Raw genomic sequence first — 21956 nt, 5'->3', positions numbered from 1 at the left:
CATTTGGGACCGAAGGAGCGGGAGCGGGCTCAGCAGTAGGCCACCGGTCCTGGCGGGCAGCAACGGTGATCTCAGCATTCCTCGACGTCGCCACAGTAGTCATGGGCAGCATAGACGCCTCAGCCAGTCGCTAGAGGCGAACTGCGTGATCTGCTCGACCAATGCCGCAGATGAAACCATGTTTCTCAAGACGGATTTACCCGGTGAATGGTCACTATGGCCGCGCGGTAGTTTCGTGGAGGGCTTCTTGCTGAGAACGGGCAACCGTCACCAAGACGTCTGAGGATTTGCCGGTCGACGGCAAGAAACGATGACCCATACGGGTCCGCACGCACATTGTGGTCCCGCCGCAAAGCTTGCCAGCATCGGCATTGAGCGCTTCATGCAGCTTCATGCGCTGAGAGGGTGAGTCAGATGATCGCGCGCGATCTGGCGCACGGCTTTCCGGCTGTGCGGTGCGACGCGAAGTTGACGGACGTGCTGGCGGTCATGGTCCGCGGGAATCTCCCCGGAGTCGTGATCCTGGACTCTTTCGGGCGTCCGCAGGCAACACTCTCGCTGCCCGACGTGCTGGATTTGTTGCTGCCATGGCCGTTTCGGGAGAGCCCGAGCCTGGCCAGGGTCTTTCCGGAGGAGACCGGGGACCGCATCTTGACCGAGGGGCTCCAACGCCCGATCGGCGACCTGCTGTCCGCGCTGCCCCTTGTGGGGCACTGCTGTGTTGACGGCCAGGCCACGGCCTTGGAGGTTGTCGTCGCGATGGCGCGACAGCGTAGCCCGCTGGCCACGGTCTTCGACGCTCGTGCCGGAGCGAACGTGATCTGTGCTCATCGCCTGCTCGCGCGCCTGATGCACGCCCGCGACGAGGGATTCAGGGGGCTGGAGGCCGAGTGTGGCTCGTGACGGTCTCCTGCGGCCAGCCCAGGAGGCGCGCGCCGAGGGTCGCCGTCTCGAGGGCATGCCGCTGGATCGGGTTGTTGAGGCCGTAGCCGGTGAGCTCGCGGACTCGCTCCAGGCGATAGGTCACCGTACGCACGCCGACGTGCAACCGGCGTGCCGTCAGCGTTGCGACACCGCCGGTGGCGAAGTAGGCGAACAGTGTTTCCAGCAGCGCATCGGGCCCTCCTCGAGCGGCCCGCAAGGGGCCCAGCACGGTCTCGACCAATTCGCTGATCGCCGCGTTGTCCCTCACCAGCACCTGCAGAACGAGCAGATCGGATGCGTAGAGCATCCGCTCGGGGAGGTCGAGACGGTGCGCGAACGACACCACGCTGCGGGCTTCCTCGAAGGAGCGCACCACCCCACCGGGGCCGTGGTGGGCTCGGCCCACGCAGATCCGCAGCGAGGGGTCGCCGTCCATCATTTCCTGCACCGCCGAGCCGAAGGCTTCGCTCACGCCTTTCATGTAGCCGGAGGACACGCAGACCAGCAGGCCTTCTTTGGTGGCGACCAGGATGTCGCGCAGGCCGAATCGGGACAGCAGCGACGCTTCGACGTGCCGTGAGACCGGGCCGCCATCGAAGAAGGGCCGCTTGGCCTCGGCGATGGCGACGGTGTGAGCGCCGGCCAGGCGCAGCCCGAAACGCTCTGCCCGTTCGGCCAGGGTGCCGACGTCGCGGCGTCCGTGGAGGAGGTCGTCGATGAACTCCCGGCGTAGCGCCTCCTCGCGGCGGATCACCAGACGCTGGGCCGTCTCATAGCCCTCCACCAGCGCCGCGATCGACCGGTCCGCGGCCTTGAAGACCGCCTCCCCGGCGGCCCGGAGATCCTCTGCCCGCCTGCTGCGGATGATTCCGGGCAGGACGGGCCATGCCAGCCAGGTTGCGCTCAAGTGCACATCGATGATCGCGCGCAGGGGAAGGCCGTCCCGGGCTGCCGACTCACCGCACTCCCGCATGCGCGACAGCGCGGCCGCGTCGGGGCGTCGCCCGGTCTGGCTGACCTCGGCCAGCAGCGGCAGATAGTCCTTCAGCCACTGGGCAGGAACACCTCCGGCGTCAGCGCTGGCCCGGGCGGCTATCTCCGCCAAAGGCAGAGGGCCTGTGTGCCCGTCGCTTGCGTGGGGATGTTCCGTGTCCCGGTGATCGGTCATGGTTCCAGGGTCACCCGTAAGGGTGTGGTCCGGCAAGATGGGGACGAATATGCGCAGGTAAGCCGATTTTCGATTGCCGATGGCGGGCAACTCAGGGGCAGTGCTCGGCGCTACGGAGAGGTGTCATGGAGTGGTTGGTTTCGGCGGTGGGCGCCGGCCTGGTCATGACCGCTTTGCGTGACATCTTCCACACCCTCTGGCACCCAGTGGGCCGCGGCAGCCTGAGCCGTCTCGTCATGAGAGGCGTCTGGCGCATGTTCCAGCACTTCATCCGTCGAAGGCGGGGAACGGCGGCGGCCCTTGCCGGACCGCTGGCCATGGTGACGGTGGTCTGCATGTGGATCTCGATGGCCGTTGCGGGCTGGACCCTCGTCTACTGGCCGCACATTCCCGAGGGGTTCCTCTTCGCGCCCGGACTGGATCCAGCTCGGCGGATGGATCTGCTGGACGCCCTCTACCTGTCGCTGGTCAACGTGGCCACACTGGGCTTCGGGGACATCGTGCCGCAAGCAGGCTGGCTGCGCGTCGCGGCACCGGTACAGGCCATGGTCGGCTTCGCCCTCCTGACGGCGACTGTTTCGTGGGTGCTGCAGATCTACCCGGCGCTGAACCGCAGACGGTGCCTGGCGATCGAGCTGGCCGTCCTGCGCCGCAGCCGCGCCACGAGCCGGCTGCTCCAGCCGGAGTTCGCCTTCGGCGCCGGCCTGCTGTATGACGTGGCCGCCAAAGTGGTGCAAACGCGTGTCGACCTCGTCCAGTACGCCGAGAGCTACTACTTTCATGACGGCGATGACCAGATCTCCCTGGCGGCGATGATCAGTTATGCCGTCGACCTGGCCGAATGCGGGCAGGGGTCGCCGCGGGAGGATGTCCGCCTCACCGCCACGACCCTGGAGCACGCGCTGGACGACCTCGCCGTCATCCTCGATCAACGATTTCTCCATGGCGGCGGGACAACGCTGGAGATCTTCCACGCCTATGCCGCCGATCATGGCCACGCGCTGGTCAAGGGCTGAGGTCACGCAGGCCTGTCGCGCCGCCTCTGCCGTGCCCGGTCTACCCGGGTGTGGGCGGCACGCTGGATACGGTCTCGATCGTCGGTACGGTCGCCGACAGAGTCATCGGCAGGCCGGGCACGGTCCCGGTCCTGATACACATCCGGAATGCTGTCACGGTCCTGGTCCGCGGTCTCGGCCTCGTGCAGGCGCCGATACGCGCGATTACGCAGACGCAGGATCACCGACGCGAGCAGCGCCGCCGTGACAGAGCCGCTGAGCACGGCCATCTTGACGTAGTCGCCGCGCTCGCCTCCGGTGCCGAAGGCCAGCTCGCCGATGAGCAGCGACACGGTGAAGCCGATGCCGGCCAGGATCGACAGGCCGAGCACGTCGACCCAGTTCAAACCCTCGTCGAGGTGGGCGCGGGTGAAGCGCGCCACCAGCCAGGTCGCGGCCATGATCCCGATGGGTTTGCCGACGACCAGGCCGACGACGATGCCGACGGCGAGCGGGTCGCTCAGGGCGGTGACGGCGCCGTTCAGCCCGCCCAGGTGCACGCCCGCCGACAGGAACGCGAACAGGGGTACCGCCACGCCGGCCGAGAGCGGCCGGAAAAGGTGCTCGAAGTGCTCGGCCAACCCTGGCCCGGCTTCCGGACCGCCGGCGCGCCGGCTGCGCATGACGGGCACGGCGAAGCCCAGCAGCACGCCGGCGACGGTGGCGTGCACGCCCGAGGCGTGCACCAGGGCCCAGACCGTCACCGCCAGCGGCAGCAGCAGCCACCAGGACCGTATCCGGCGCTGCACCAGCACGGTGAAGATCGCCAACGGCACTAGCGCGGCCAGCAACGGGATCGGCGCGAGGTCGCTGGTGTAGAAGAGGGCGATGATGACGATCGCCAGCAGGTCGTCGACCACGGCCAGGGTCAGCAGGAACGTGCGCAGCGCCGCGGGCAGGAACCGGCCGATCACCGCGAGCACCGCCAGCGCGAAGGCGATGTCGGTGGCGGTGGGGATCGCCCATCCCGCGGCGGCGCCCTGGATGTTCCGGGTGATCAGCAGGTACAGCGCGGCCGGGACGATCACACCGCCGAGGGCGGCGGCGATCGGCACCGCGGCGCGCCGCGGCTGGCGGAGATCCCCGGCGACGAACTCGCGTTTGAGTTCCAGGCCGGCCACGAAGAAGAAGATGGCCAGCAGCCCGTCGGCGGCCCAGGTGGCCAGATCCAGGTTCAAGTGCAACCAGGCAGGGCCGACCGTGTAGGAGCGCATCTGCTCGTAGGCCGCTGACCATGGAGAGTTGGCCCACGCCATGGCCAGTGCCGCGCCCACCAGCAGCAGGGCACCGCCGATGGTCTCCTTGCGGAGAATGTCGGCGATGCGCCGAGCCTCAGCCCAAGAGCGCCGCCCGAACAGGCGGGGTGCGCTACTCGCGGGGCCAGTCATGAACACTCCAAGTTGTACGGCAGGCGGCCCTTCGTCCTCCTGCGACCGGACCCGAGAACTCCGGCCACTTCGGCCCGTCGCCGCAAGTGCTCCAGCTCGGTGTCGGCGTCACATCGGCTCACGCGGCGCCTGCAACTGTTCACACAGGTGAGAGCAGGTTGTCTCCTTCAGTCGGGACACATGCACCTGGGGAGGCCGAACAGCTGCGTGATCTGCGACAGCGTCTTTGTTGCCGTAAAGCCGCAACAACACCACCGTGCCATTCGGTCGGCAAGCCGCCCCCAACAGCGGCCACAGCGACTCCCGCTCCCAATCACCAGTCCTCCAAGGGCATCGAACGTCGGCTGCTGCCAGCACAGTCTCACCTCCCGGCTGTTGTCCCCTATGAGCCTGCCGGGAGAGCGCGGTATACCACTAGGGCCGCAGGTCGCAGCCTCGAAGGGCGATATATTGCCGGAGAACGGCAATATCGGCGGCCTGCACCTCCTGGCATTGAGCGCTGGTCGCCCTTGCGCTGATCGGCGCGCCGCAGCGCCTTCGCGCTCTGAGGACCCGGCTTGGCTAGGCGCGATCGTGCCGCCGATACCACGGCGCGTCCAGCCGGTGGTCGAGACCGGCCATCTCCAGCAGCTGGTCGACTTGGGGTGAACAGTTGACGAGCTTGAGGGTCCCGCCCTGGCGCCGGAGGTGCTGCTTGGCGCGGAGCAGCTCGCTCAGCCCGGAACAGTCCATGAACGACACCTGGTGGAGATCCATCTCAACGTGGCAACCGCCGGGGCGCCGAATGCTTTCCAGCATGCTGCTGAGCAGCCCGGCGGTCGCTGAATCGATCTCGCCGCGCACGCGCACCACGGCGCACTGGTCGGTGACGTCTACGTTGACGTCCAGCTGGTCCATAGCGATCTCCTCGACGAATCCACTCGACGAATCCAAAGGGACCGGAGTGCCTCTACCTCGACCACTGCTGGGGGCGTGCCAGCCCTCAGCGCAAGGGGCGGCACGCCGTTCAGGGCGGTCAGCGGGGACTGCAGCCTGCTGGCGTGGAAACACGTCCGCCGCAGCGGACATGGACGGCACCGGCTGGCGGGCCCGGCGCCCACAGGCGGACTCGACTCTTCCCACCGCCAGCTCTTTGATCATGTCTTCTTCTCGCCTGCTCGGCATGGGTGCGGGAACCTAGTGCGGTCACCGTGGCTTCCCCGCACCGGCCACGTCCGATCGGCTGGTGGTGAGGATCAGGTCGGCGACCGGCTCGGGCGCGTCGTTCATGGGCACATGGCCGCAGCCGGGCAACCACACCAGCCGCGCTCGCGGGATCCTCGCCAGTGCCCGTTCCGCCTGGTGGGCGGGCAGGATGCGGTCGCACGTGCCCCACGCGATCGTCACCGGAATGTCCGGCATGTCGCCGCTGAACAGGTCAGATGCCCGCCCGGCCCGCAACGTCGCAGTGAACCCCCGAGCCTCCCGCAGCGCTCGCAGTCCCGCCAGAACCGTCTCCGGCGGGCACAACCCGCTCTGTCCGTACAGGGTGCCGGTCAACACGGCGTGCCCGGCGGCGGTCCGCGACAGCCGCTCCAGAGCACCGTCCGGCAGCATCCTTGTGCCGCACCAGGCCGCGGCCAGCATCCCGAAGGCCTGCCGCCGTTCGGCTGGAGTCCAGAAGCCTGCGGGGGCCAGCGCGGTCACGCTGCGGGCCAGACCCGCCTGCCCCAGCCGCAGCGCGATCAGCCCGCCGAGCGAATGCCCCACCACGTGTGGCCGATCGAGCCTCAGCGCGGTGAACACCGCACCGAGCGCGGCGACCGCGGCCGGAAGATCACGGGGCACAGAGGCGGGCAGGTCCGGAGATTGCCCGAAGCCGGGCAGATCCACCGCGATCGTCTCGCGCTCGGCGATCAAGTGCGGCACCACCGCGTCCCACGCACGCCGATGGTGACCGATGCCGTGCAGCAGGACCACCGGCTCACCGGTCCCATGCCGCTCATACGCCATGGTGATCGGCGCCAGACCGGCCGCCCGGGCGTCCACGAAACGCGCCGCAGTTACCGGCATGTGTTCGGCGCTGGGCGAGGCAAGGGATGCCAGCGGCTGTCTCGCTTGGATCACATTGGGCAACCAGGCAGCCACAAGCGTCGCAGCGCGCAGAACCTCGCGCGGGCCGTTGGCTGCCAAGCGCAGAGACGAAAGCAGGGCGGCCATCAGATCACCTCACAACCGGATTGTCGGGCCGCATCTCCTCTTGCTCCCAAGTGCCGGGCCCATACCTGCAGAGACCTGAACCCTTGAGCGAAAGAGTCAAAGGAGCCTTCTCCCCGGCTGGCGCGACGTCATCGACATGGAGTCCACAGCTCTCCCCGGGCACTCGAGATAACGCCCACGAACCAGACGATCAACGGCGACGATCAACCGGCAGATGGCCGCCAGTTCCATGCCCCTCGGCCGACGATGGACGTGCATCTCCACGGTTTCCGGGGCCAACCACGAAGATGCACGTGCCTCCACGCTCCCGTGGTCCCTGCGCTGGAGGCAAGACGCGATCCCGGTAACTCCGAGACCGTCAAGTTGCCGATGACCGGCAATCAACAGTGACACAGCATGAAGCGGCACGAAGGGCGGTCACCACGATCAACGAGTTACCAGCATCGACGTCCTTTCCCGTCACAGTGCCAGGGCGTGCCCGCCGGTATGAGCTTGCCGATTGCGGGCAAGGGCGCCCATCGGAGGGAGGAGGCGAATCATCCATGTACGCCGCCCGGCACATCGTGTTGGTGCTGCTGACCTGGTTCGCCCTGTCCGGGACGATCCCGGGTGGCGCCGCACAAGACAGCATCCTGACCACGCGTGTCGACGGCGCCATCACCCCGGTTGTCGCCGAGCACGTGATCGACGGGCTGCGCGTGGCCGAGCGGGACGGGCACCAACTGTTCCTGGTCGAGTTGGACACCCCCGGCGGGCTGGACACCTCGATGCGCGACATCGTGCAGGCATTCCTGCGCGCTGATGTGCCCGTCGTCGTGTACGTCAGCCCGCAGGGCGCCCGGGCCGCATCCGCAGGAGCGATCATAACCTTCGCCGCGCACATCGCCGCCATGTCCCCGGGTACGACGATCGGCGCCGCCACCCCGGTCAATGCGCAGACGGGAGAAAAGGCCAGCGACAAGGTTATCAACGACGCGGCCGCATACGCCCGCACCGTCGCCGCCATTCGTGGACGAAACGTGGACTTCGCCGAGGCCACGGTCCGCCAAGGCCGTTCCGTCACCGCCGCGGACGCGTTGAAACTCAAGGCGATCGACCTGATCGCCCCCTCAAGGGCGAAACTCCTCCAGGACTTGGACGGCCGCCAGATCCGCATCGTGGAGGGCCAGACGGTGACGTTGCGGACCGCCGGAGCCGTGGTCGTCGAACATGAGCAGTCCTGGACACGGGACCTGCTGGGGCTTCTCGCCGATCCGAATCTGGCGTTCCTGTTCATCTCCATCGGCACGCTTGCCGTGATCTACGAGCTGGCCAGTCCCGGGATGGGGCTGGGCGGAGTGATCGGGGCCGTCCTGCTGGTGCTCGGCCTGTTCTCGCTCAGCGTGCTGCCGGTCAACGCCGCCGGCCTCGCGCTGCTGGCGCTGGCCGCCGCGCTGTTCATCGCCGAGGTGTTCGCTCCGGGGATCGGCGTGTTCGCCGGCGGCGGCGCGATCGCGCTCCTGCTGGCGGGGCTGTTCCTGTTCGAGGGCCAGGTCGCGGTCAGCCCGGCCGTGCTGCTGCCCACCACGGTGGTGGTCGCAGGTGCAGTCGTGGTCGCCGGCCGTCTGGCCACGCGGGCCCAGCGCGCCACCCCTGTCAGCGGCGTGCACACCCTCGTGGGGCAGGAGGTGGCCGTGCGCCGCACCGATGGCTCGGCTCCGCAGGTGTTCCTCGACGGCGCCTGGTGGACCGCTCACAGCAGGCAGGAGCCCTTGGAGGACGGTCAGACCGTGCGGGTGGTGGCCGTCGAAGGCCTCACCGTGATCGTCGAACCCATGGAGGAGAAGCCATGAGCCCGACAATGACCGGCATACTCGCCGCGGTCGGCGTGCTGCTGCTGATTCTGTTCGCGGCCATCAGGATCGTGCGCGAGTACGAGCGAGGAGTGATCTTCCGGTTGGGCCGGGTGATCGGCGCCAAAGGGCCGGGGCTGTTCTTCATCATCCCGATCGTGGACCGCATGGTGAAGGTGTCCCTGCGGACCATCACCATGGACATCCCGCCACAGGATGTCATCACCAAGGACAACGTCACCGTACGTGTCAACGCCGTCACGTATTTCAACGTCGTCGACCCCACCCGCTCGATCGTGGCGATCGAGGACCACGTCGCCGGCACCTCGCAGATCGCCCAGACCACGCTGCGGTCCATCCTCGGCCAGGTCGACCTCGACGAACTGCTCGTCAAACGTGAGGAGATCAACCAGCGGCTCCAGCAGATCATCGACGATGTCACCAACCCGTGGGGTGTGAAGGTCACACTCGTCGAGATCAAGCATGTCGAACTTCCCGAAACCATGCGCCGGGCGATGGCCCGCCAGGCCGAGGCCGAACGCGACCGGCGAGCCAAGGTCATCCACGCGCACGGCGAGTTCGAGGCCGCCGAGACCCTGGGACGGGCCGGGACCGTACTGGAGCAGCATCCGGCCGCGATGCAACTGCGGGTGCTGTCCACGATGGCAGAGGTCTCCACCGAACGAACCTCCACCCTGATCTTCCCGCTGCCCATCGAACTGTTCCGGCTCGTCGACACCCTCCGCCAGAGCGCGGCAGACGGCGGCGACCGGAATCCACCCGACGACAACCGCATCCAGACGGCGAGCGAGCCCACAGGTGCACCGCCATCCGGACGGACCGCCGGATGACCGTCCTTGGCAACACCGGCTACCTCAGCCACTAGCACATCGGTCGCCTGCCCTTCAGCCGGATGGATCGTCTCGCACCGACCCTGAGGCTGCCCCATCGACACGGACACGAGGTGATCGCGATGAGTCTTTCCAGACAGGAGCAGCGAGCCCTCGAAGAGATCGAGGAGCGACTCGCCTTCGAAGATCCCGATCTCGACGCCTTGCTCGCCAGGCCGCATCACGACGAAACCAGCACGGTGCTCTTCGGCGAGGCATGCCGAAAGGTCCACACAGTCCACACTGTGCCTGGGCAGGTGTGGCGGATAGCGGTCCTCCTGTTCGTCTCCGTATCCCTCATCGTCCTGGGCCTCCTGCTCACTACCTCTGGTTAGGCGCCCCAGGGTTGAACCCGGAGCGGCTGAAGTCGGCGGGTCTCGCAGCCCCGTCCTGTTGAGCGGAACTGGCAGGGGAGCCCGTCCAGGCCCGGCGCGAGCCCGATGGTCCGGATGCCCGGTCAGGATGGGGACGGCCAGGGCGAAGAGGTGAGTAGATGGCACGCCACTGTGAGGGGGTAGCAGGAACCTGTAGCTGGAGCGTTCGGCGTGCTGGAAGTCGAAGATCACGGGGATGCAGCTGCCGAGTGGAGCCGGTTAGCAGCGCTTGAGGGTGTGACCCTCCGCCGACCGGCTGCCGGGCAGGCAACACGAGCCCATCGCCGGCGATTCGAGAGCCTTGGAACGTGGTTGACTGCTTTCACCGAAAGCAGCCGGTCTGGCTTGGCGCCGCAGGCCACCAAGGTCACATACACGGGAGCGTTCGAACCAGGTTCCGCCGATGATGAGCGCGTTACGGACGATCATGTCCTTCCGCGTCGCGTTCGCCCCCGTATCGGGTTCGTATTCGTCTACCGGGTACGGGGAGGGTTCCTTGGCACCGCGAGAGCACAGCAGGAACGGCCAGGGGCTGCGAACAACGCCCGAAGTCCTTGCCATTTCACTCCTCGGATAGCTCGTCTTTCCCCAGGCCGGCTTGGGACATGGCTCGCTCGAGCTCCCGCGCCATCTGGGTACGGCCGTCGGTTTCCGTGCCCGACGACGCCACCAGGCGCAGATCTGGCTGAACGGCCCCGGTCTGCGGGTGGCGTTCTTCAGGAGTGGTCATGGCCAATCTCGATTCGCTCGGGTACCGTTCCGCTTCGCGATTACCCCCTTCTGCAGCGCCGATACCATCTCAACTCTGCTTTGGGGCGCTCCGAGAGGCCGCATGTGTCGCCAGCGTTTCTTCACCATGCTGGCCGGATGGCATGTCCCCGGCGTGTGAGCAAGACAGACCCCCTATCGTTCAGTCGGTGTGGTGTGATCAGGACGCCACACCTCTCGCGCCGAGCCGCCGTCGAGCCGCCGTCGAATGCTGGCTCTGCGCGTGCCTGGGCTGGCCCTCCGTTGAGGAAGATCCGGATTCCTTTGCTCTCCACGACCTGAGTGGCGTCACCAGGCCCCCGGTGGGGCAGAGCGTCAGCGCACCGCTCAGTTCAGTGACCGTATGGCTATACGGGTCGTCCGGCCCGGGCCCGACCGGGCGGTTTCCGAGGCGAGCTGATGCACGGCCCGGGCTGCGGTGTCAGCGAGGACCTGCGGTTGCTCCTTACCGGGTACGTGGGTCTGGCCGAATCTGTATCTGGTTGCTGACGTCAGCGACGCCTTCGGTGTCCCAGGCATCGTCCCCGGCCGCGCGCTTGGCAATCCACGACGGCACTTCGCCGCCCAGGATCACGACCCTCTGTTTGACGTCGACCTTCAGCTCGCTGTCTTTGGTGTGCGGGTTCTCCCGCAGCCGGTCGACGATGCGGGACTTGATCTGGCCGTCGGTGGGCTCGGTGCTAAGCGGCGCGCCCCACCAGCCGTAGTAGTAGCGCTCATTGGGGTAGGTCCACGGGTTCATCGGATACATGACTGCTCCTTGTGATGGTTGTGCCGCCTCGGTTACCCCTGACGCCCGGGCCTATACGAGCGTCCCGCAGACCGGAGCCGTGTGTGCCGAGACGGGGGAGGGCTGCCGTCATGTACCCGGTCACTGCGCGCTTCGCCGTGAGAACGGCGTCACAGGAGCTGTGACTGGCGTGACGGTTCTGATCGCCCTGGTGGGCGTCATGCAGGTGCCGATTCTGTCCCAACAGCGCCGGGAAGCAGTCCAAGTCCCCTGAAGGGCATGCTTGGCGGGTCCGAGACGGACGCCAACGGTGATGGGCACGTCGATGCCGCCACGGGATCGGCTCCGGAGGTGGATGGTGCCGGGGGATGGCTGTGGGGAACGTGTTCGCCGATGGGGATGAGTGGATGGGGAGGGAAGGCGCCCAGACCACCCCGGTACTCCGCCGGTGTCCCGGACGGGTCGAGAGGGCGACGAGTTCGCAGCCGCGTGGGCACGCGTGGGATCGGGGCCAGCAGATGTCGTCGACGGCGACTGCCGTCAGCCTCGGCTGACCATTCGCTGGTGTACGGACGAGTGCCACCGTGGCCTTGTCGTGGTCGCGGCTCTGTTTGATCGGTGGGGGTGCGAAGGTCGCCGCCGTGGCAAGGTCGTGTGGGCGGAGTTCGACGTCTTCACGGACACAGCAGAGCGCCACGCCTGGCTCGCCACTTTTTCCATGACCCCAGGAGTCGGGATAGGGGCCGGGAACGGGAAGCGTACCAAGCGCCTCCGGGCCTGCCTTCAGCGGGGAACGATGGTCGCCAGCACGGATTTCAAGCCCGCCATACGTCGGCGTGGTGCAACTTCCCGATGTGTTCGGCCTGGTGCTGCACCAGGGCGTGCAGTGTTCGGTGATCTCCCAAGGGCTGGGACGCCTGCTCAGGACTCCTCGCCCTCGTCCGTGAGCACCCCCACGCTGGGGACGCTGTCGCTGGTGGTTCCGTAGGACGCGAGGCGATGCGGCCCCACGGGGCGTGGCCAAGTGCTCCTACTTGTTGCCCGGCTCCTGTGTGCGGCTTTCGAACTCGGTGTGACCGTTCGGGCACTTAGGGATCTTGTCCCCTTCCTTCACCGACACCTTTTCGCTGCACTTGGCGCAGTGGAACACTCCGGTCTTCTGCGCCTTCTCCCCAGCGTGGGCCACCATCGCCATCTCCAGTCGCTTGGTCATAAGCGCCCTCGATGCCGCCCTACCCCTCCTCTGCGGCGGAGTACCGCTGAGGAAAGGAAGGAATGCGTCAAGCAGCCAGGACGACGGAGGGCCGAACGCTCAGCCGCCCCTTGGCGACCTTCCCCTGTGCAGGAGCAGCATCGCCGCGTCGTCGAGCAGCGGACCACCGACGTGGGCCACCAGATCTGCCCGCAACTCGTCCAGTGCGGTCTGCGGATCATTGGAGAGCAATACTTCGGCGCGCTCCTCCAACGCGTAGAAGACGCCGTCCGAATCTCGCGCCTCGATGACGCCATCGGTGTAGAGGAGTATACGATCGCCGTCCACGAACGACACACGCTGTGGCTTCGGGTCGGCGGGGCCGAGCGAAGCCAGGCCGAGGGCAAGCCCCTCCTCCTGCGGCTCCACCTTGTGAATGCGTCCGTTGCCGCAGATGAGCAGTGGGGATGGATGTCCGTGGTTCAGCAGGTGGATGGTGGTTTCGTCTATCTCAGCGATGATGGCGGTGACGAAAGCCTCCTCGCTGAGATGGCGGACCAGCGTGGCCTCCAACCGTGCACTGATGGCGGACAGGTCTGCCTCGTCGTATGCGGCCTCGCGGAATGCGCCCAGTACCCAGGCTGCGGTCTCGACGGCTTCCAGGCCCTTGCCCTGTACGTCCCCGATCAGCAGGCGTACCCCGTACGGTGTCGTGACGATCTCGTACAAGTCGCCGCCGATCCGCGCCTCTGCCATGGCTGAGGTGTAGGAGAGCGCCACTGACACATCTCCCGCCCGGCGCGGCACCGGGCGGAGCAACACGCGCTGAGCCACCTCCGCAACCAGTCGCACGTTGGCCAGCTCCCGCTCGCGACGCAGCCGCAGCCTGGCCGCGAGCATGCTCGCTCCCGTCACGCCGATGATGGTGGTGATGGTCAGGTTGTTCTGCCATCTGCCGAGCAGGTCGTTGTAGGAGGCCAGCGCAAGGCACGCGGCCAGGGCGATGAGTCCCACGACGAGGGTGCGGCGGACGCTTCCGTACACGCAGGCGAAGGTCGGGCCCAGTGTGAGCAGCGGCAGGAATCCCAGTGATGGGCCGGCGGACAGGTCGATCAGCGTGACTGCGGCGATCACGACGAAGGGCAGCGCTTGCAGGGTGGGGTGTGAGCCCAGGGGCGATCTCATCTGCGGCTCATCCTTTTGATCCCGGTGCTGTGGCAGGATGTGTCGGCGAGCGCCGGATGCGGGACCACGAAGAGCATCGGATCATTACAGCAGCGCTTCGTTGTGATGACCAGGCCGCTAACCGCCCGGGGTGGGGGAGTAGGTGGCACGCCATTGGGACGGGGGCAGCACGGGCAGTTGCTTCTGGATGGCGCCTGCGTCCCGGAAGGTGAAGGTGACCGCGATGTAACTCCCGCTGCGTAGCTGTTTGGTCAGTCCTTGGAGGACCGCCTGAGGCTTCGGCCCGCCGCCGACGAGTCGGCCAGGGGGCAGCTCCACGCTTCCGCCAGGGATCGTGGCCGTGGAGAACCAGGCGGGTGCCTGCACGGAGACGAGCTTGTCGGGCTGGGCGCGGTGACTGATCAAAGTCACGTAGAGGGGGGCGTTGGATCCAGGAGGCAGGGGACTGCCGGAGGCGCCTCCGATCACGAAAGCGTTTCTGATCATGATGTTGTTGAAGGTCTCGTTCGCTCCCACATTGGGTGCGAACTCCTCCGTGCTGATGCCTGGATCCTCGCTCCCGCATGCGGACAGCATCAGGAGAAGCGCCAGGACCAACGTCGGCAGTTTCATGCCCTTCTCCCATCCGGCTGGCAGAATTTCGCAGCCCCGGTTACCCCTTGCACGCGCTGGTAACCCTGCATGGGCACACGGGCGCTCTAGACCCGTCAGGGAGTTTGGATCGCCACGCCTGGGGCGACGTCCAACAGCTTCTTGAGCTCGTTTGCCCTGCTCGTGGCCTGTATGCGCGGTCGTGGCGGCGATCCTGGAGTGGAAGGTCACAGCCCGGCTTCCACAGGACTGGGGAGGGATCACCGTGAAACGCATGCTTCTCGCGGCGGCCGTGGCGGTTGCCGCAACGATGTCCGGCGCCGCCGGCGCATCGGCCGTCTCGCCCGCACTGTCGCCAGAGATCTCACCACCGCCCTCTCCCGACATCTCTCCGCCGGTATCTCCGGACATGTCGCCCTCGCCGGAGGCCAGCCCGTTCGGGGCTGGATGTGCCGCGATCGAGGACAGCCTCGCCGGCATCGCCGACCAGCCGGTCGGGACCGCGATCTCTGAGGTGCCCGAGCTGTCCATGCTGGCGGACGCGGTGGAGCAGGCCGGTCTGGCCGACCGCTTGAACGACGCCAAGGACATCACGGTCTTCGCGCCGAACAACGAGGCCTTCGAGGCGATCCCGCAGGAGAGGCGGGAGGCGGTCATGGCGGACAAGGAACAGCTCACCAGGATCTTGTCCTATCACGTGGTGGAGGGCAGGAAGGCGCCCGCGGACCTGGAGGGCGCCACCCTCAAGACCCTGCAGGGCGGGGAGCTGACCGTGAAGGGCTCGGGTGATGATCTTACGATCAACGATGCGAAGGTGGTCTGCGGCAATATCCCGACGGCCAATGCCACCGTGTACGTCATCGACAAGATCCTCATGCCGCGCTAGCCATCCCCGTCCCATGACGGAGGCCGCAAAGCGCCATCGACCAAGCGAGTCGCACGATCGGCTTGGTGATCGTGCTCTTCGCCGCTGGCTGACGGGAAACGGTCGGCCCGGGGGAGGAGTGTGTCCGATTGGACTGGACACACTCCTTACACTGCCCTGCCGCATGGGCCAGCTCGGCGACCGTCGCGCCGGAGGCGAATCCGCAACGCTGTGTGTCGCATCAGGTTTCCAGGAGGGGCGCGTGTCGGTCTCCTTTGGCTGGTCCGCGTTGGCCTGCTCACCGGCCCGGATGCTCTGTGATCACACAGGGTTTGCCGCGGCCTCCATGCCGGCGCCTGGATGTTGTTCATCACGGGGCCGAAAAAGGGAGTCATCCGCCGAGCCGCCGAGCCGGCTACGGCGACACGGTTACCGTCTCCACCCCGCAGGATCGGGCCACGGGGTCACGGCCGCTGGCACCAGCGCAGATGGCCCCACGTCAAGATCTTGATGGGGTGGAGCTGCCGGTGAGCTCCAAAAAGGTCAAGTCTCTTTCGCCAGGCCCTCAGCCTCACCCGTCAGGTGAAGGGTTTCGCCGTCCACCCCGGCCACCTGATCGGGGCCGACGTAGAAGTCGCGGGCGAACAGCCCTCGGGCGTCGACCTTGACGAAACCCGTCCTCAACAGGCGTTCTGCGAGAGCGGGCGGAACATCCGGTTCGGCGTCGGCGAAAACCTCGGCCACTGCCTGCACCAGGCCACGATCGGTCCCGGCCATCTGCCCCTGAGAGGTGACGGCTTGCGGGTCGCCCATCTTCACCAACTCGACCGTCCCGACCTCCTTGCCGGTGCTGTCGACGACCTTCATACCGGGACGCACCTCGGACATCGCCGCCTGGCCAGGTTCCTGCATGCCATCCATGGGCAAGGCTCCTTTCTTCGCCGAGCTTTCGCGCCTACCCGCAAGCGGACAGGACACTCCCCGTGGGCCACCGCACGGAGGGCGAGGTTCCGCCTTGACGATGAGAGAGCTTCGCCTGTGCGCACCCTCTTGCCTGTGACTTGCGCGCAGATGGCGGCCAGGATGGTCTGGTTGATCGACGTCCATATTGTCGCCGGGTGGCTCGCCGACATCGCCGAGTCCGAGCGCATGCAGACGGTGTGCCGTGGGGTTCTTCGAGTGGTGCTTTGGTGCAGGCTCGGCCAGCTGCTGGCGCTTCGGAACCTGGACGTATCAGGGCGCTGCCCTTATGGACGCCCGTATGGACGCGGATGGCCATGACGATGCTGGACTTCTCATCGGCCGCTCCGCCGCCACCGGATGTCGGCGTAAAGGGTTCCGGTGCAGAGCCACGTACAAGTAGGCGTGCAGAGATGATCAGCGCGCCGGCCGCGGTGTGATCGTGAAGCTGAAGCAGTAAAGCCCAGCTCCTTGTCACACCTGCGGCATCAACGGGTAATGCTTGTGACCCAGATCTTCTGGCGCCCCACCGGATCAGCGAGGGCCGTCTCCGGTGCAGGTGAAGGCGTGCTCTCCTTGGGAGCGCCTGCGCGGGAACAGGCTCAGTACGGGAACTCCCAGCGCTCACCAGTCGGCAAGTCCCGTACGAGCAGGTCCGGTCCGGCCAGGCGCACAGCGTCCGAGGCGGTGCCGCTGGTGCGGAACAGCCGGGAGAGCGGATCGTGCCCGTGGGCGTCGTGCACCGGCACCAGAGCTCGCGCCCCAAGCACGGACGACCCGGCGACGGCCTGCCGCGGGCCCATCACCAGGCGCGGGCCGAAGACCGGGCGCAACCCGTTGACCGGCAGCAGGGCGAGGTCCGCCGGCGGCTGCTCGGCCCGGTACCGCTTCAAAAGCGCGACCTCGGCGATCTCACCGCCGAAGAACACCTGGCCGAGCGGCGTCCCGAACGCATAAGCGTTGTTGGGCCACACCAGCGTCCGCCCTGCGGGGACCACCCGCATGGAGACGCCGGGGGCGATGTCGCGGGTTTGCCCCCAGCGCAGGCGTTCGGCACGCAGGAAGCCCAACGCTCTGGCGCGGCGAGCCATGCCGGAAGTGGGCACGTACACCGGTGTGGTGTCCTTGGCCGGTAAGGTGCGCAGCCCGCGCAGATCCCAGTGGTTGGTGGCCAGGTTGGTGACGACGATGGCAGCGAGTGGGGGCAGGTCCCGGATCTCCAGGCCCAGCGGCTCCCCGCGGCGCAGCCACCACCGTTCGGTGAACCACGGGTCGGTGAGTACGGCGTGGCCGTCCAGTTCCAGCAGCACGCAGGAGTTGATCACGCGGGTGACCGCGATCGTTGGCTTGATCATGCCGTCAGCGTGCCGGTTAATGTATACATGAAGTCAATGGCCATCGGGGAGCTGGCAGAACGGTTCGGGCTGGCCACGCACGTGCTGCGACATTGGGAGAGCATGGGCTTGCTGGAGCCCGCGCGGCGCGCGGGCGGTCAGCGCGAATATGGGCGGGCGGATCTGGAGCGGGTGGCACTGATCCTGATGGGCAAAGAGGCCGGTTTCACGCTGGGAGAGCTGCGTGTGCTGCTGTCCGCCCCCAGCCCGATGGACCACCGTGACGTGCTGCGCCGCCACGTCGAAGAGCTCGAACAGCGCATCTCGCGGGCACGGATGGCCAAGGAACTGATCGAGCACGCGCTCGCCTGCCCGCACACTTTCGCCGAATGCGAGCACGCTCGCGACCAGATCGCAGCCCGGATTCCCCCGCTGCCCGATCAGGTCTCGAACGACGCTTCCTAGCGGAGGGCGTGCCGCCGGGCGGACCGGACCAGAGCCTCACGAACTCGACTCGACGGCAGCACGCCGGACGCAGCGAGGACGCTGACAGCTCTGCACGTCTACTCGTACTCACCGTGCACATCAAGGAGACCGTGCACATCAAGGAGTACGCCGACACCAGATCAAGCCCTGGTCAGGCAAGCGTCGGCCGGAATCGGGTGCGTGATCGAGGTGGGCGTTGACGGGCATGCACCTCGTGCGAGGGATAGTTGATCGCTGGAAGCCGGCGTTCCACCGTGGCGTCGTGGCCGGCTGGCCCGGTTGGACTTGCCGCACCTCAGGTTGAGGTCGGTGAACGCTGTTCGCAGGGGGCGCCCTCCGTGCCGGGGCAGGGACTTTCGCCGGTCTTCAGCAGCATCACCACCCCGATCAGGAACAGCAGGTAGGCCAAGCCCACGAGAAGCACCCACGCACCTTTCGGCATGGTGGGCCGGCAGGCCTGGTGCGGTGGCCCGGCGCCGTTCCCGCCAGGTGGTCCAGCGAGTATGGCATCGAGGTCTGGATCATCAAAGGCCAGGCACTCTTCTATCTCATCGAGCGCCTGCTGTTCCTCTCGCGAGAGTCCCATGACGTCACGCGGCGCCAGCCGCTCTCTCGGCTCGCAACATGCTCCTTGCAGTCCAGGGTGTGTGCCCCTGAGGGATCGTCAGCGTGGCGGCGATCTGCCCAAGACACGGTCGTTCATATCCCAATTGCAGTATGCAACTCTTCCTGGGCGTAGGGAAGAAGGGGTGACCGCCTCAGCCTTCAGCGTCATGAAAGGGGGACGTCGTGGCCCCCTCTCTGGGGTGCCAGCCCACGGTGTCCGTGCGCGGGGGTCAACGGCTCGAGGGAGTTGTATGAGGCCGCGCGAGCGGGGCAAGGGCACCCTGATGAAGACATCGGCCGAACTTTCGCACCCCGCGGAAGCACGATCCTTGCCCCAGGGCAGGGGAGGCGATTATGTCCCGCAACGATCCGCGCGACGCCGACAAGCGGCACGGCGCTGACAAGCGGCAGGACCAAGACATGAGAAGCGTGGTCGAAACGGCCACCTGGCCGCCACCGTCACGCTCCTTCTGGGTGGGAGCGGTCGTGGGGACGGTGCTCGCCGTCGCCACCGCCCTGCTGATCGTTCAAAACGGCTCGTCCGTGCCGCTGCAGTGGCTCACCTTCCGCTTCACGGCGCCGATGTGGCTGTTCCTGTTGTCGTCGGCGATCTCGGGGGCGGTGCTGGCGCTGCTCGCCTGGGGCCTTTGGCGGCGGGCCCGGACCCATGCCAAGGCCCGGCAGGAAGCCGCGCAAAGACTACGCAAAATGGTCGGCAAGTCGCCCTGAAGCAGGCCATCCGTCCATCAAAGGCTGACATCCGGCGTCGGTGCGCTCACGGCTCACGTCGGTCTACCCGCTCGTCCAGGGACAAAAAGAGGAAGGGTATGGAGTGGGCATTGACTCGATCTGGGCCTGGGCCGTGGTCGTCGGCGTCGTCCTGGCGCTGTTCGTACTGGACTTCCTGGTCGCGGTCCGCCGTCCACACGCGGTGGGGATGCGCGAGGCGGCGCTGTGGTCGGCCTTCTACATCGCGGTGGCGGTGGCGTTCGGGCTGGCCCTGTGGCCGCTGGCGGGTCCGCAGATCGCATCGGAGTACATCACCGGATGGCTGGTGGAAAAGAGCTTGTCGATCGACAATCTCTTCGTCTTCGTGATCATCCTGACGCGGTTTCAGGTGCCCGAGGAATACCGTCAAAAGGCGCTGCTGTTCGGCATCGCGGCCGCGCTGGTGCTGCGCGCCGTCCTGATCTCCGTGGGCGCGGCCGCGATCACCCTCTTCTCGCCCACCTTCCTGCTGTTCGGTTTGATCCTGCTGTGGACCGCCATCCAGCTCGCCCGCCACCGCAACGAGGATCCCGATGTCAGCGGCAATCCGGTGCTGCGTTGGACGAAGCGCACCCTGCCCACCACAGAGAACCTGCACTCAGGCCAGCTGGTCGCCGAGGAGGACGGCAGGAAGGTCATCACGCCGCTGTTCCTGGTCTTCGTCGCGATCGGCACCACAGACCTGCTCTTCGCGCTCGATTCGATCCCGGCCATCTTCGGCATCACGCAGCACCCGTTGATCGTCTTCGCGGCCAACGCCTTCGCGCTGCTGGGTCTGCGTGCCCTGTACTTCCTCATTCAGGGCCTGCTCGAACGCCTGGTCTACCTTTCACTCGGACTGTCGCTCATCCTCGCCTTCATCGGCGTCAAGCTCATCCTGGCCTTCCTGCACCAGGACGTCACCCAGGCGATCCCCGAGATCCCCAGCATGATCTCCCTGGCTGTGATCCTGACGATTCTGCTGGTCACGGTCGTGGCGAGCATGTGGCGGGTACGCCGGCACCCCGACGAGCGCGCCCACGCGGGCGCCTTGCGCCATCTCCGCAAGCAGCAGCCGGAACGACCTGAAGAGACAAGCCGGCGCGACACGGGCAAACACTGAACCTCGAAGACCGCTGATGCACCCGTTCGGCGGTGGTCGCACACAACCCGTCGCGGTCAGTGCGCACCGGCGGTTGACGGGTAGATGGCCAAGGCCGCTCGCTCGGCGCCGACGCCGTCAACGAGATCCTCCGCGCGGCCGCCACCCGTGCCCGCGTGCCGAGGACGGGGGAGTACACGCACAGCCCGTGCGAGCCGCTGACGCTGGGCAAGCAGGTGTGACCTGCCGGGAGCCGCGTCGCGCGGCGCTGATCATCCGGGACGCCCTCGCCCTGCTCGAGTGGCAGAACGTGCTCGCCGACGTCGCCGGCGCGGGCTCACCCCGCTGTTCCACACCAACATGATCTCCTACGGCGAGATCCAGCGGTCGCGAAGTGATCCGGGCGGTCGTTGATCAGGCGTTCTTGGGGCGGGGGCCGAGAGCTTGGAGGGCGGCGTTGACCTCCTCGGGAAGGCCGTTGGAGACGGGACGGGCGCTCTTGTGCGGGAAACGCCTGGTGACGTGCTCCTCAGCGGCCGAGCCGGGAAGCACGTAGACCGGTTCCTGTTTGTCCTGGAGCGGGCGGACCACGGTGTCGAGGTGATTTTTGCGGTCGGCGAGATAGGGGCCGATGACGTCCTCGCCGGCGGGACAGGCGGCCATGCAGTAAGCGGCCTTGTAGCTGGGCTTGTAGCTCAGGCTCTGCCACATCGAGGCCGACTCTGAGGGGGTGACGCGGGCGCGGTAGTCGTCGCGGTCGTCGCTGTCGGCGATGGTCTCGACGAAGTCGGTGAAGCCGCTCATGAACTCCCGGTAGTTGTGGGTGTAGCAGGCCTGGAAGTCGAATCCCCCGTCCTTGGTGATGGCGCCGACCGGGCAGGCGGCCACGCACAGCTTGCACTCCAGGCACGGGTTGAAGTCGATGGGCCCGTCGGGCCGGTCGACGACGGCGTCGGTGATGACGGTGCCGAGCAGGATGAAGTTGCCGAAGCGGGGATGGATGACGTTGCGGTGAATGCCCATCCGGCCGAGCCCCGCCGCCTCGGCGATCACCTTGTGTGCGATCACCCAAGCCCGGCCGGGGAACTCGTCCATCTCCTGCGGGAAGCCCGCGGCCGGGTAGACGGCGCGGTACCCGGCGTCCTGGAGCATGCGGGCGATGCGCCGGGCGACCTGGTCGATCTCGTCGTCGGTCTGGTGGAATTCGGCGTTGGCCAGGCTGCGCTGGGGAGCACGCACGTTGTCGCGGTTCATGCGCTGGCATATCGCGATGTAGGTGCGCGCGCCGGGCAGCGCTTTGACGGCGTGCTCGCGTTCGCTCGCGGCCTCGGGCGCGTCAATGGACACGAAGCCCATGTCGTCGGCGCCGGCCTGAAGGCAGAGTTCCCGCAGCCGGTCCGCGTTGATCATCGCATTCACGGGCTCCCGCCGGCTCGCGCGGACCCGCTGCACGGTCGGGTGGTCGTCCAGCCGCATCAGGCACCCCTCATCTCAGCTGAGTTGCTAATAAGAACCTAGGGTGGCTGGGTCCTGTAATGCAACCCAAGTGGGCTAGGATCG

The 21956-nt window shown here is 67.1% G+C and carries 22 protein-coding genes; 9 read left to right on the top strand and 13 right to left on the bottom strand.

From position 1 onward, the window contains the following. Nucleotides 1–414 precede the first annotated feature (414 nt). Nucleotides 415–903, top strand: coding sequence for a CBS domain-containing protein (locus tag ID574_RS01325; protein WP_188186902.1), 489 nt, complete (start codon nucleotides 415–417; stop codon nucleotides 901–903). Here the strand turns inward: ID574_RS01325 and ID574_RS01320 are convergent. Further along, nucleotides 872–2092, bottom strand: a complete 1221-nt coding sequence (locus ID574_RS01320) for a PucR family transcriptional regulator (protein WP_188186901.1) — start codon at nucleotides 2090–2092, stop codon at nucleotides 872–874. The two genes, ID574_RS01325 and ID574_RS01320, sit on opposite strands and share 32 nt — an antisense overlap. A gap of 125 nt (nucleotides 2093–2217) precedes the next feature. Here ID574_RS01320 and ID574_RS01315 point away from each other — a divergent pair, with 125 nt between their 5' ends. Next, on the top strand, nucleotides 2218–3108 hold the full coding sequence (locus ID574_RS01315; RefSeq protein WP_188186900.1) for a potassium channel family protein: 891 nt from the start codon (nucleotides 2218–2220) through the stop codon (nucleotides 3106–3108). Nucleotides 3109–3110: 2 nt separating this feature from the next. Here the strand turns inward: ID574_RS01315 and nhaA are convergent, their stop codons facing one another. The 3 genes from nhaA to ID574_RS01300 all read right to left on the bottom strand — a co-directional run bounded on the left by nhaA (nucleotide 3111) and on the right by ID574_RS01300 (nucleotide 6587). Continuing rightward, the gene (gene nhaA / locus ID574_RS01310; protein ID WP_188186899.1) at nucleotides 3111–4535 is read right to left on the bottom strand and encodes a Na+/H+ antiporter NhaA; all 1425 of its coding nucleotides are present in this window, start codon (nucleotides 4533–4535) and stop codon (nucleotides 3111–3113) included. 561 nt (nucleotides 4536–5096) lie between these two features. Continuing rightward, nucleotides 5097–5432: an STAS domain-containing protein gene (locus ID574_RS01305; protein ID WP_188186898.1), complete on the bottom strand. Its 336-nt coding sequence runs from the start codon at nucleotides 5430–5432 to the stop codon at nucleotides 5097–5099. A 288-nt stretch (nucleotides 5433–5720) separates the two neighbouring features. Then, nucleotides 5721–6587, bottom strand: a complete 867-nt coding sequence (locus ID574_RS01300; protein WP_188186897.1) for an alpha/beta fold hydrolase — start codon at nucleotides 6585–6587, stop codon at nucleotides 5721–5723. A gap of 689 nt (nucleotides 6588–7276) precedes the next feature. Between ID574_RS01300 and ID574_RS01295 the strand changes: the two genes are divergently transcribed. The 3 genes from ID574_RS01295 (at nucleotide 7277) to ID574_RS01285 (ending at nucleotide 9791) form a co-directional block, all read left to right on the top strand. Beyond that, nucleotides 7277–8566: an NfeD family protein gene (locus ID574_RS01295; protein WP_188186896.1), complete on the top strand. Its 1290-nt coding sequence runs from the start codon at nucleotides 7277–7279 to the stop codon at nucleotides 8564–8566. Further along, nucleotides 8563–9417, top strand: coding sequence for a slipin family protein (locus ID574_RS01290; RefSeq protein WP_188186895.1), 855 nt, complete (start codon nucleotides 8563–8565; stop codon nucleotides 9415–9417). The genes ID574_RS01295 and ID574_RS01290 overlap by 4 nt, the downstream gene beginning before the upstream one ends. A 122-nt stretch (nucleotides 9418–9539) precedes the next feature. Continuing rightward, entirely contained in the window at nucleotides 9540–9791 is a 252-nt protein-coding gene (locus tag ID574_RS01285) for a DUF3040 domain-containing protein (protein ID WP_188186894.1), read from the top strand. A gap of 601 nt (nucleotides 9792–10392) precedes the next feature. Here the strand turns inward: ID574_RS01285 and ID574_RS01280 are convergent. The 5 genes from ID574_RS01280 to ID574_RS01260 all read right to left on the bottom strand — a co-directional run bounded on the left by ID574_RS01280 (nucleotide 10393) and on the right by ID574_RS01260 (nucleotide 14317). Continuing rightward, nucleotides 10393–10560: a hypothetical protein gene (locus ID574_RS01280; RefSeq protein WP_188186893.1), complete on the bottom strand. Its 168-nt coding sequence runs from the start codon at nucleotides 10558–10560 to the stop codon at nucleotides 10393–10395. A 483-nt stretch (nucleotides 10561–11043) separates the two neighbouring features. Then, nucleotides 11044–11349, bottom strand: coding sequence for a BON domain-containing protein (locus tag ID574_RS01275; protein ID WP_188186892.1), 306 nt, complete (start codon nucleotides 11347–11349; stop codon nucleotides 11044–11046). Nucleotides 11350–12358: 1009 nt separating this feature from the next. Continuing rightward, nucleotides 12359–12541, bottom strand: a complete 183-nt coding sequence (locus tag ID574_RS01270; protein WP_188186891.1) for a zinc ribbon-containing protein — start codon at nucleotides 12539–12541, stop codon at nucleotides 12359–12361. A 99-nt stretch (nucleotides 12542–12640) separates the two neighbouring features. Continuing rightward, nucleotides 12641–13705 carry a PP2C family protein-serine/threonine phosphatase gene (locus tag ID574_RS01265; RefSeq protein WP_188186890.1) on the bottom strand — a complete coding sequence of 355 codons (1065 nt, stop codon included), beginning with the start codon at nucleotides 13703–13705 and terminating at the stop codon, nucleotides 12641–12643. A gap of 117 nt (nucleotides 13706–13822) precedes the next feature. Next, a complete protein-coding gene (locus ID574_RS01260; RefSeq protein WP_188186889.1) occupies nucleotides 13823–14317 on the bottom strand; it encodes a copper chaperone PCu(A)C domain-containing protein in 495 nt (164 codons plus the stop codon). 253 nt (nucleotides 14318–14570) lie between these two features. Here ID574_RS01260 and ID574_RS01255 point away from each other — a divergent pair, with 253 nt between their 5' ends. After that, a complete protein-coding gene (locus ID574_RS01255; protein WP_188187011.1) occupies nucleotides 14571–15182 on the top strand; it encodes a fasciclin domain-containing protein in 612 nt (203 codons plus the stop codon). Nucleotides 15183–15704: 522 nt separating this feature from the next. Here the strand turns inward: ID574_RS01255 and ID574_RS01250 are convergent. Both ID574_RS01250 and ID574_RS01245 read right to left on the bottom strand, forming a co-directional pair. Continuing rightward, the gene (locus tag ID574_RS01250) at nucleotides 15705–16082 is read right to left on the bottom strand and encodes a hypothetical protein (protein WP_188186888.1); all 378 of its coding nucleotides are present in this window, start codon (nucleotides 16080–16082) and stop codon (nucleotides 15705–15707) included. Nucleotides 16083–16723: 641 nt separating this feature from the next. Continuing rightward, entirely contained in the window at nucleotides 16724–17476 is a 753-nt protein-coding gene (locus ID574_RS01245; protein WP_188186887.1) for an MBL fold metallo-hydrolase, read from the bottom strand. A gap of 36 nt (nucleotides 17477–17512) precedes the next feature. On the opposite strand from ID574_RS01245, the gene ID574_RS01240 reads away from it, so the two are divergent. After that, complete coding sequence (locus ID574_RS01240) at nucleotides 17513–17920, top strand: MerR family transcriptional regulator (protein ID WP_223166265.1); 408 nt, start codon at nucleotides 17513–17515, stop codon at nucleotides 17918–17920. A 316-nt stretch (nucleotides 17921–18236) separates the two neighbouring features. Here the strand turns inward: ID574_RS01240 and ID574_RS01235 are convergent, their stop codons facing one another. Then, nucleotides 18237–18527 carry a DUF3040 domain-containing protein gene (locus ID574_RS01235; protein WP_188186885.1) on the bottom strand — a complete coding sequence of 97 codons (291 nt, stop codon included), beginning with the start codon at nucleotides 18525–18527 and terminating at the stop codon, nucleotides 18237–18239. Between the two features lie 374 nt (nucleotides 18528–18901). On the opposite strand from ID574_RS01235, the gene ID574_RS01230 reads away from it, so the two are divergent. Next, nucleotides 18902–19276: a LapA family protein gene (locus ID574_RS01230; RefSeq protein WP_188186884.1), complete on the top strand. Its 375-nt coding sequence runs from the start codon at nucleotides 18902–18904 to the stop codon at nucleotides 19274–19276. A gap of 103 nt (nucleotides 19277–19379) precedes the next feature. Continuing rightward, the gene (locus ID574_RS01225; protein WP_188186883.1) at nucleotides 19380–20417 is read left to right on the top strand and encodes a TerC family protein; all 1038 of its coding nucleotides are present in this window, start codon (nucleotides 19380–19382) and stop codon (nucleotides 20415–20417) included. Nucleotides 20418–20810: 393 nt separating this feature from the next. Here ID574_RS01225 and ID574_RS01220 read toward each other — a convergent pair whose 3' ends face one another. Continuing rightward, nucleotides 20811–21872, bottom strand: a complete 1062-nt coding sequence (locus ID574_RS01220; protein ID WP_188186882.1) for an epoxyqueuosine reductase — start codon at nucleotides 21870–21872, stop codon at nucleotides 20811–20813. Between the last annotated feature and the right edge of the window lie 84 nt (nucleotides 21873–21956).

Origin of the sequence: Nonomuraea sp. SYSU D8015, assembly GCF_008065375.1 — a bacterium.
GTDB lineage: Bacteria > Actinomycetota > Actinomycetes > Streptosporangiales > Streptosporangiaceae > Nonomuraea.
The sequence above is the reverse complement of the archived record's forward strand: the minus strand, read 5'-3'. Positions and strand labels throughout refer to the sequence as shown.

Excerpts from the sequence above, each read along its gene's own strand:
- ID574_RS01230 (WP_188186884.1), top strand. The coding sequence starts at position 18,902 with ATGTCCCGCAACGATCCGCGCGACGCCGACAAGCGGCACGGCGCTGAC.
- ID574_RS01255 (WP_188187011.1), top strand. The coding sequence starts at position 14,571 with ATGCTTCTCGCGGCGGCCGTGGCGGTTGCCGCAACGATGTCCGGCGCC.
- ID574_RS01300 (WP_188186897.1), bottom strand. The coding sequence starts at position 6,587 with ATGCCGGTAACTGCGGCGCGTTTCGTGGACGCCCGGGCGGCCGGTCTG.
- ID574_RS01250 (WP_188186888.1), bottom strand. The coding sequence starts at position 16,082 with ATGGATGGCATGCAGGAACCTGGCCAGGCGGCGATGTCCGAGGTGCGT.
- ID574_RS01245 (WP_188186887.1), bottom strand. The coding sequence starts at position 17,476 with ATGATCAAGCCAACGATCGCGGTCACCCGCGTGATCAACTCCTGCGTG.
- ID574_RS01325 (WP_188186902.1), top strand. The coding sequence starts at position 415 with ATGATCGCGCGCGATCTGGCGCACGGCTTTCCGGCTGTGCGGTGCGAC.
- ID574_RS01270 (WP_188186891.1), bottom strand. The coding sequence starts at position 12,541 with ATGACCAAGCGACTGGAGATGGCGATGGTGGCCCACGCTGGGGAGAAG.
- ID574_RS01275 (WP_188186892.1), bottom strand. The coding sequence starts at position 11,349 with ATGTATCCGATGAACCCGTGGACCTACCCCAATGAGCGCTACTACTAC.
- ID574_RS01290 (WP_188186895.1), top strand. The coding sequence starts at position 8,563 with ATGAGCCCGACAATGACCGGCATACTCGCCGCGGTCGGCGTGCTGCTG.
- ID574_RS01220 (WP_188186882.1), bottom strand. The coding sequence starts at position 21,872 with ATGCGGCTGGACGACCACCCGACCGTGCAGCGGGTCCGCGCGAGCCGG.
- ID574_RS01260 (WP_188186889.1), bottom strand. The coding sequence starts at position 14,317 with ATGAAACTGCCGACGTTGGTCCTGGCGCTTCTCCTGATGCTGTCCGCA.
- ID574_RS01295 (WP_188186896.1), top strand. The coding sequence starts at position 7,277 with ATGTACGCCGCCCGGCACATCGTGTTGGTGCTGCTGACCTGGTTCGCC.
- ID574_RS01240 (WP_223166265.1), top strand. The coding sequence starts at position 17,513 with ATGGCCATCGGGGAGCTGGCAGAACGGTTCGGGCTGGCCACGCACGTG.
- nhaA (WP_188186899.1), bottom strand. The coding sequence starts at position 4,535 with ATGACTGGCCCCGCGAGTAGCGCACCCCGCCTGTTCGGGCGGCGCTCT.
- ID574_RS01285 (WP_188186894.1), top strand. The coding sequence starts at position 9,540 with ATGAGTCTTTCCAGACAGGAGCAGCGAGCCCTCGAAGAGATCGAGGAG.
- ID574_RS01315 (WP_188186900.1), top strand. The coding sequence starts at position 2,218 with ATGGAGTGGTTGGTTTCGGCGGTGGGCGCCGGCCTGGTCATGACCGCT.
- ID574_RS01280 (WP_188186893.1), bottom strand. The coding sequence starts at position 10,560 with ATGACCACTCCTGAAGAACGCCACCCGCAGACCGGGGCCGTTCAGCCA.
- ID574_RS01235 (WP_188186885.1), bottom strand. The coding sequence starts at position 18,527 with ATGGGACTCTCGCGAGAGGAACAGCAGGCGCTCGATGAGATAGAAGAG.
- ID574_RS01320 (WP_188186901.1), bottom strand. The coding sequence starts at position 2,092 with ATGACCGATCACCGGGACACGGAACATCCCCACGCAAGCGACGGGCAC.
- ID574_RS01265 (WP_188186890.1), bottom strand. The coding sequence starts at position 13,705 with ATGAGATCGCCCCTGGGCTCACACCCCACCCTGCAAGCGCTGCCCTTC.
- ID574_RS01305 (WP_188186898.1), bottom strand. The coding sequence starts at position 5,432 with ATGGACCAGCTGGACGTCAACGTAGACGTCACCGACCAGTGCGCCGTG.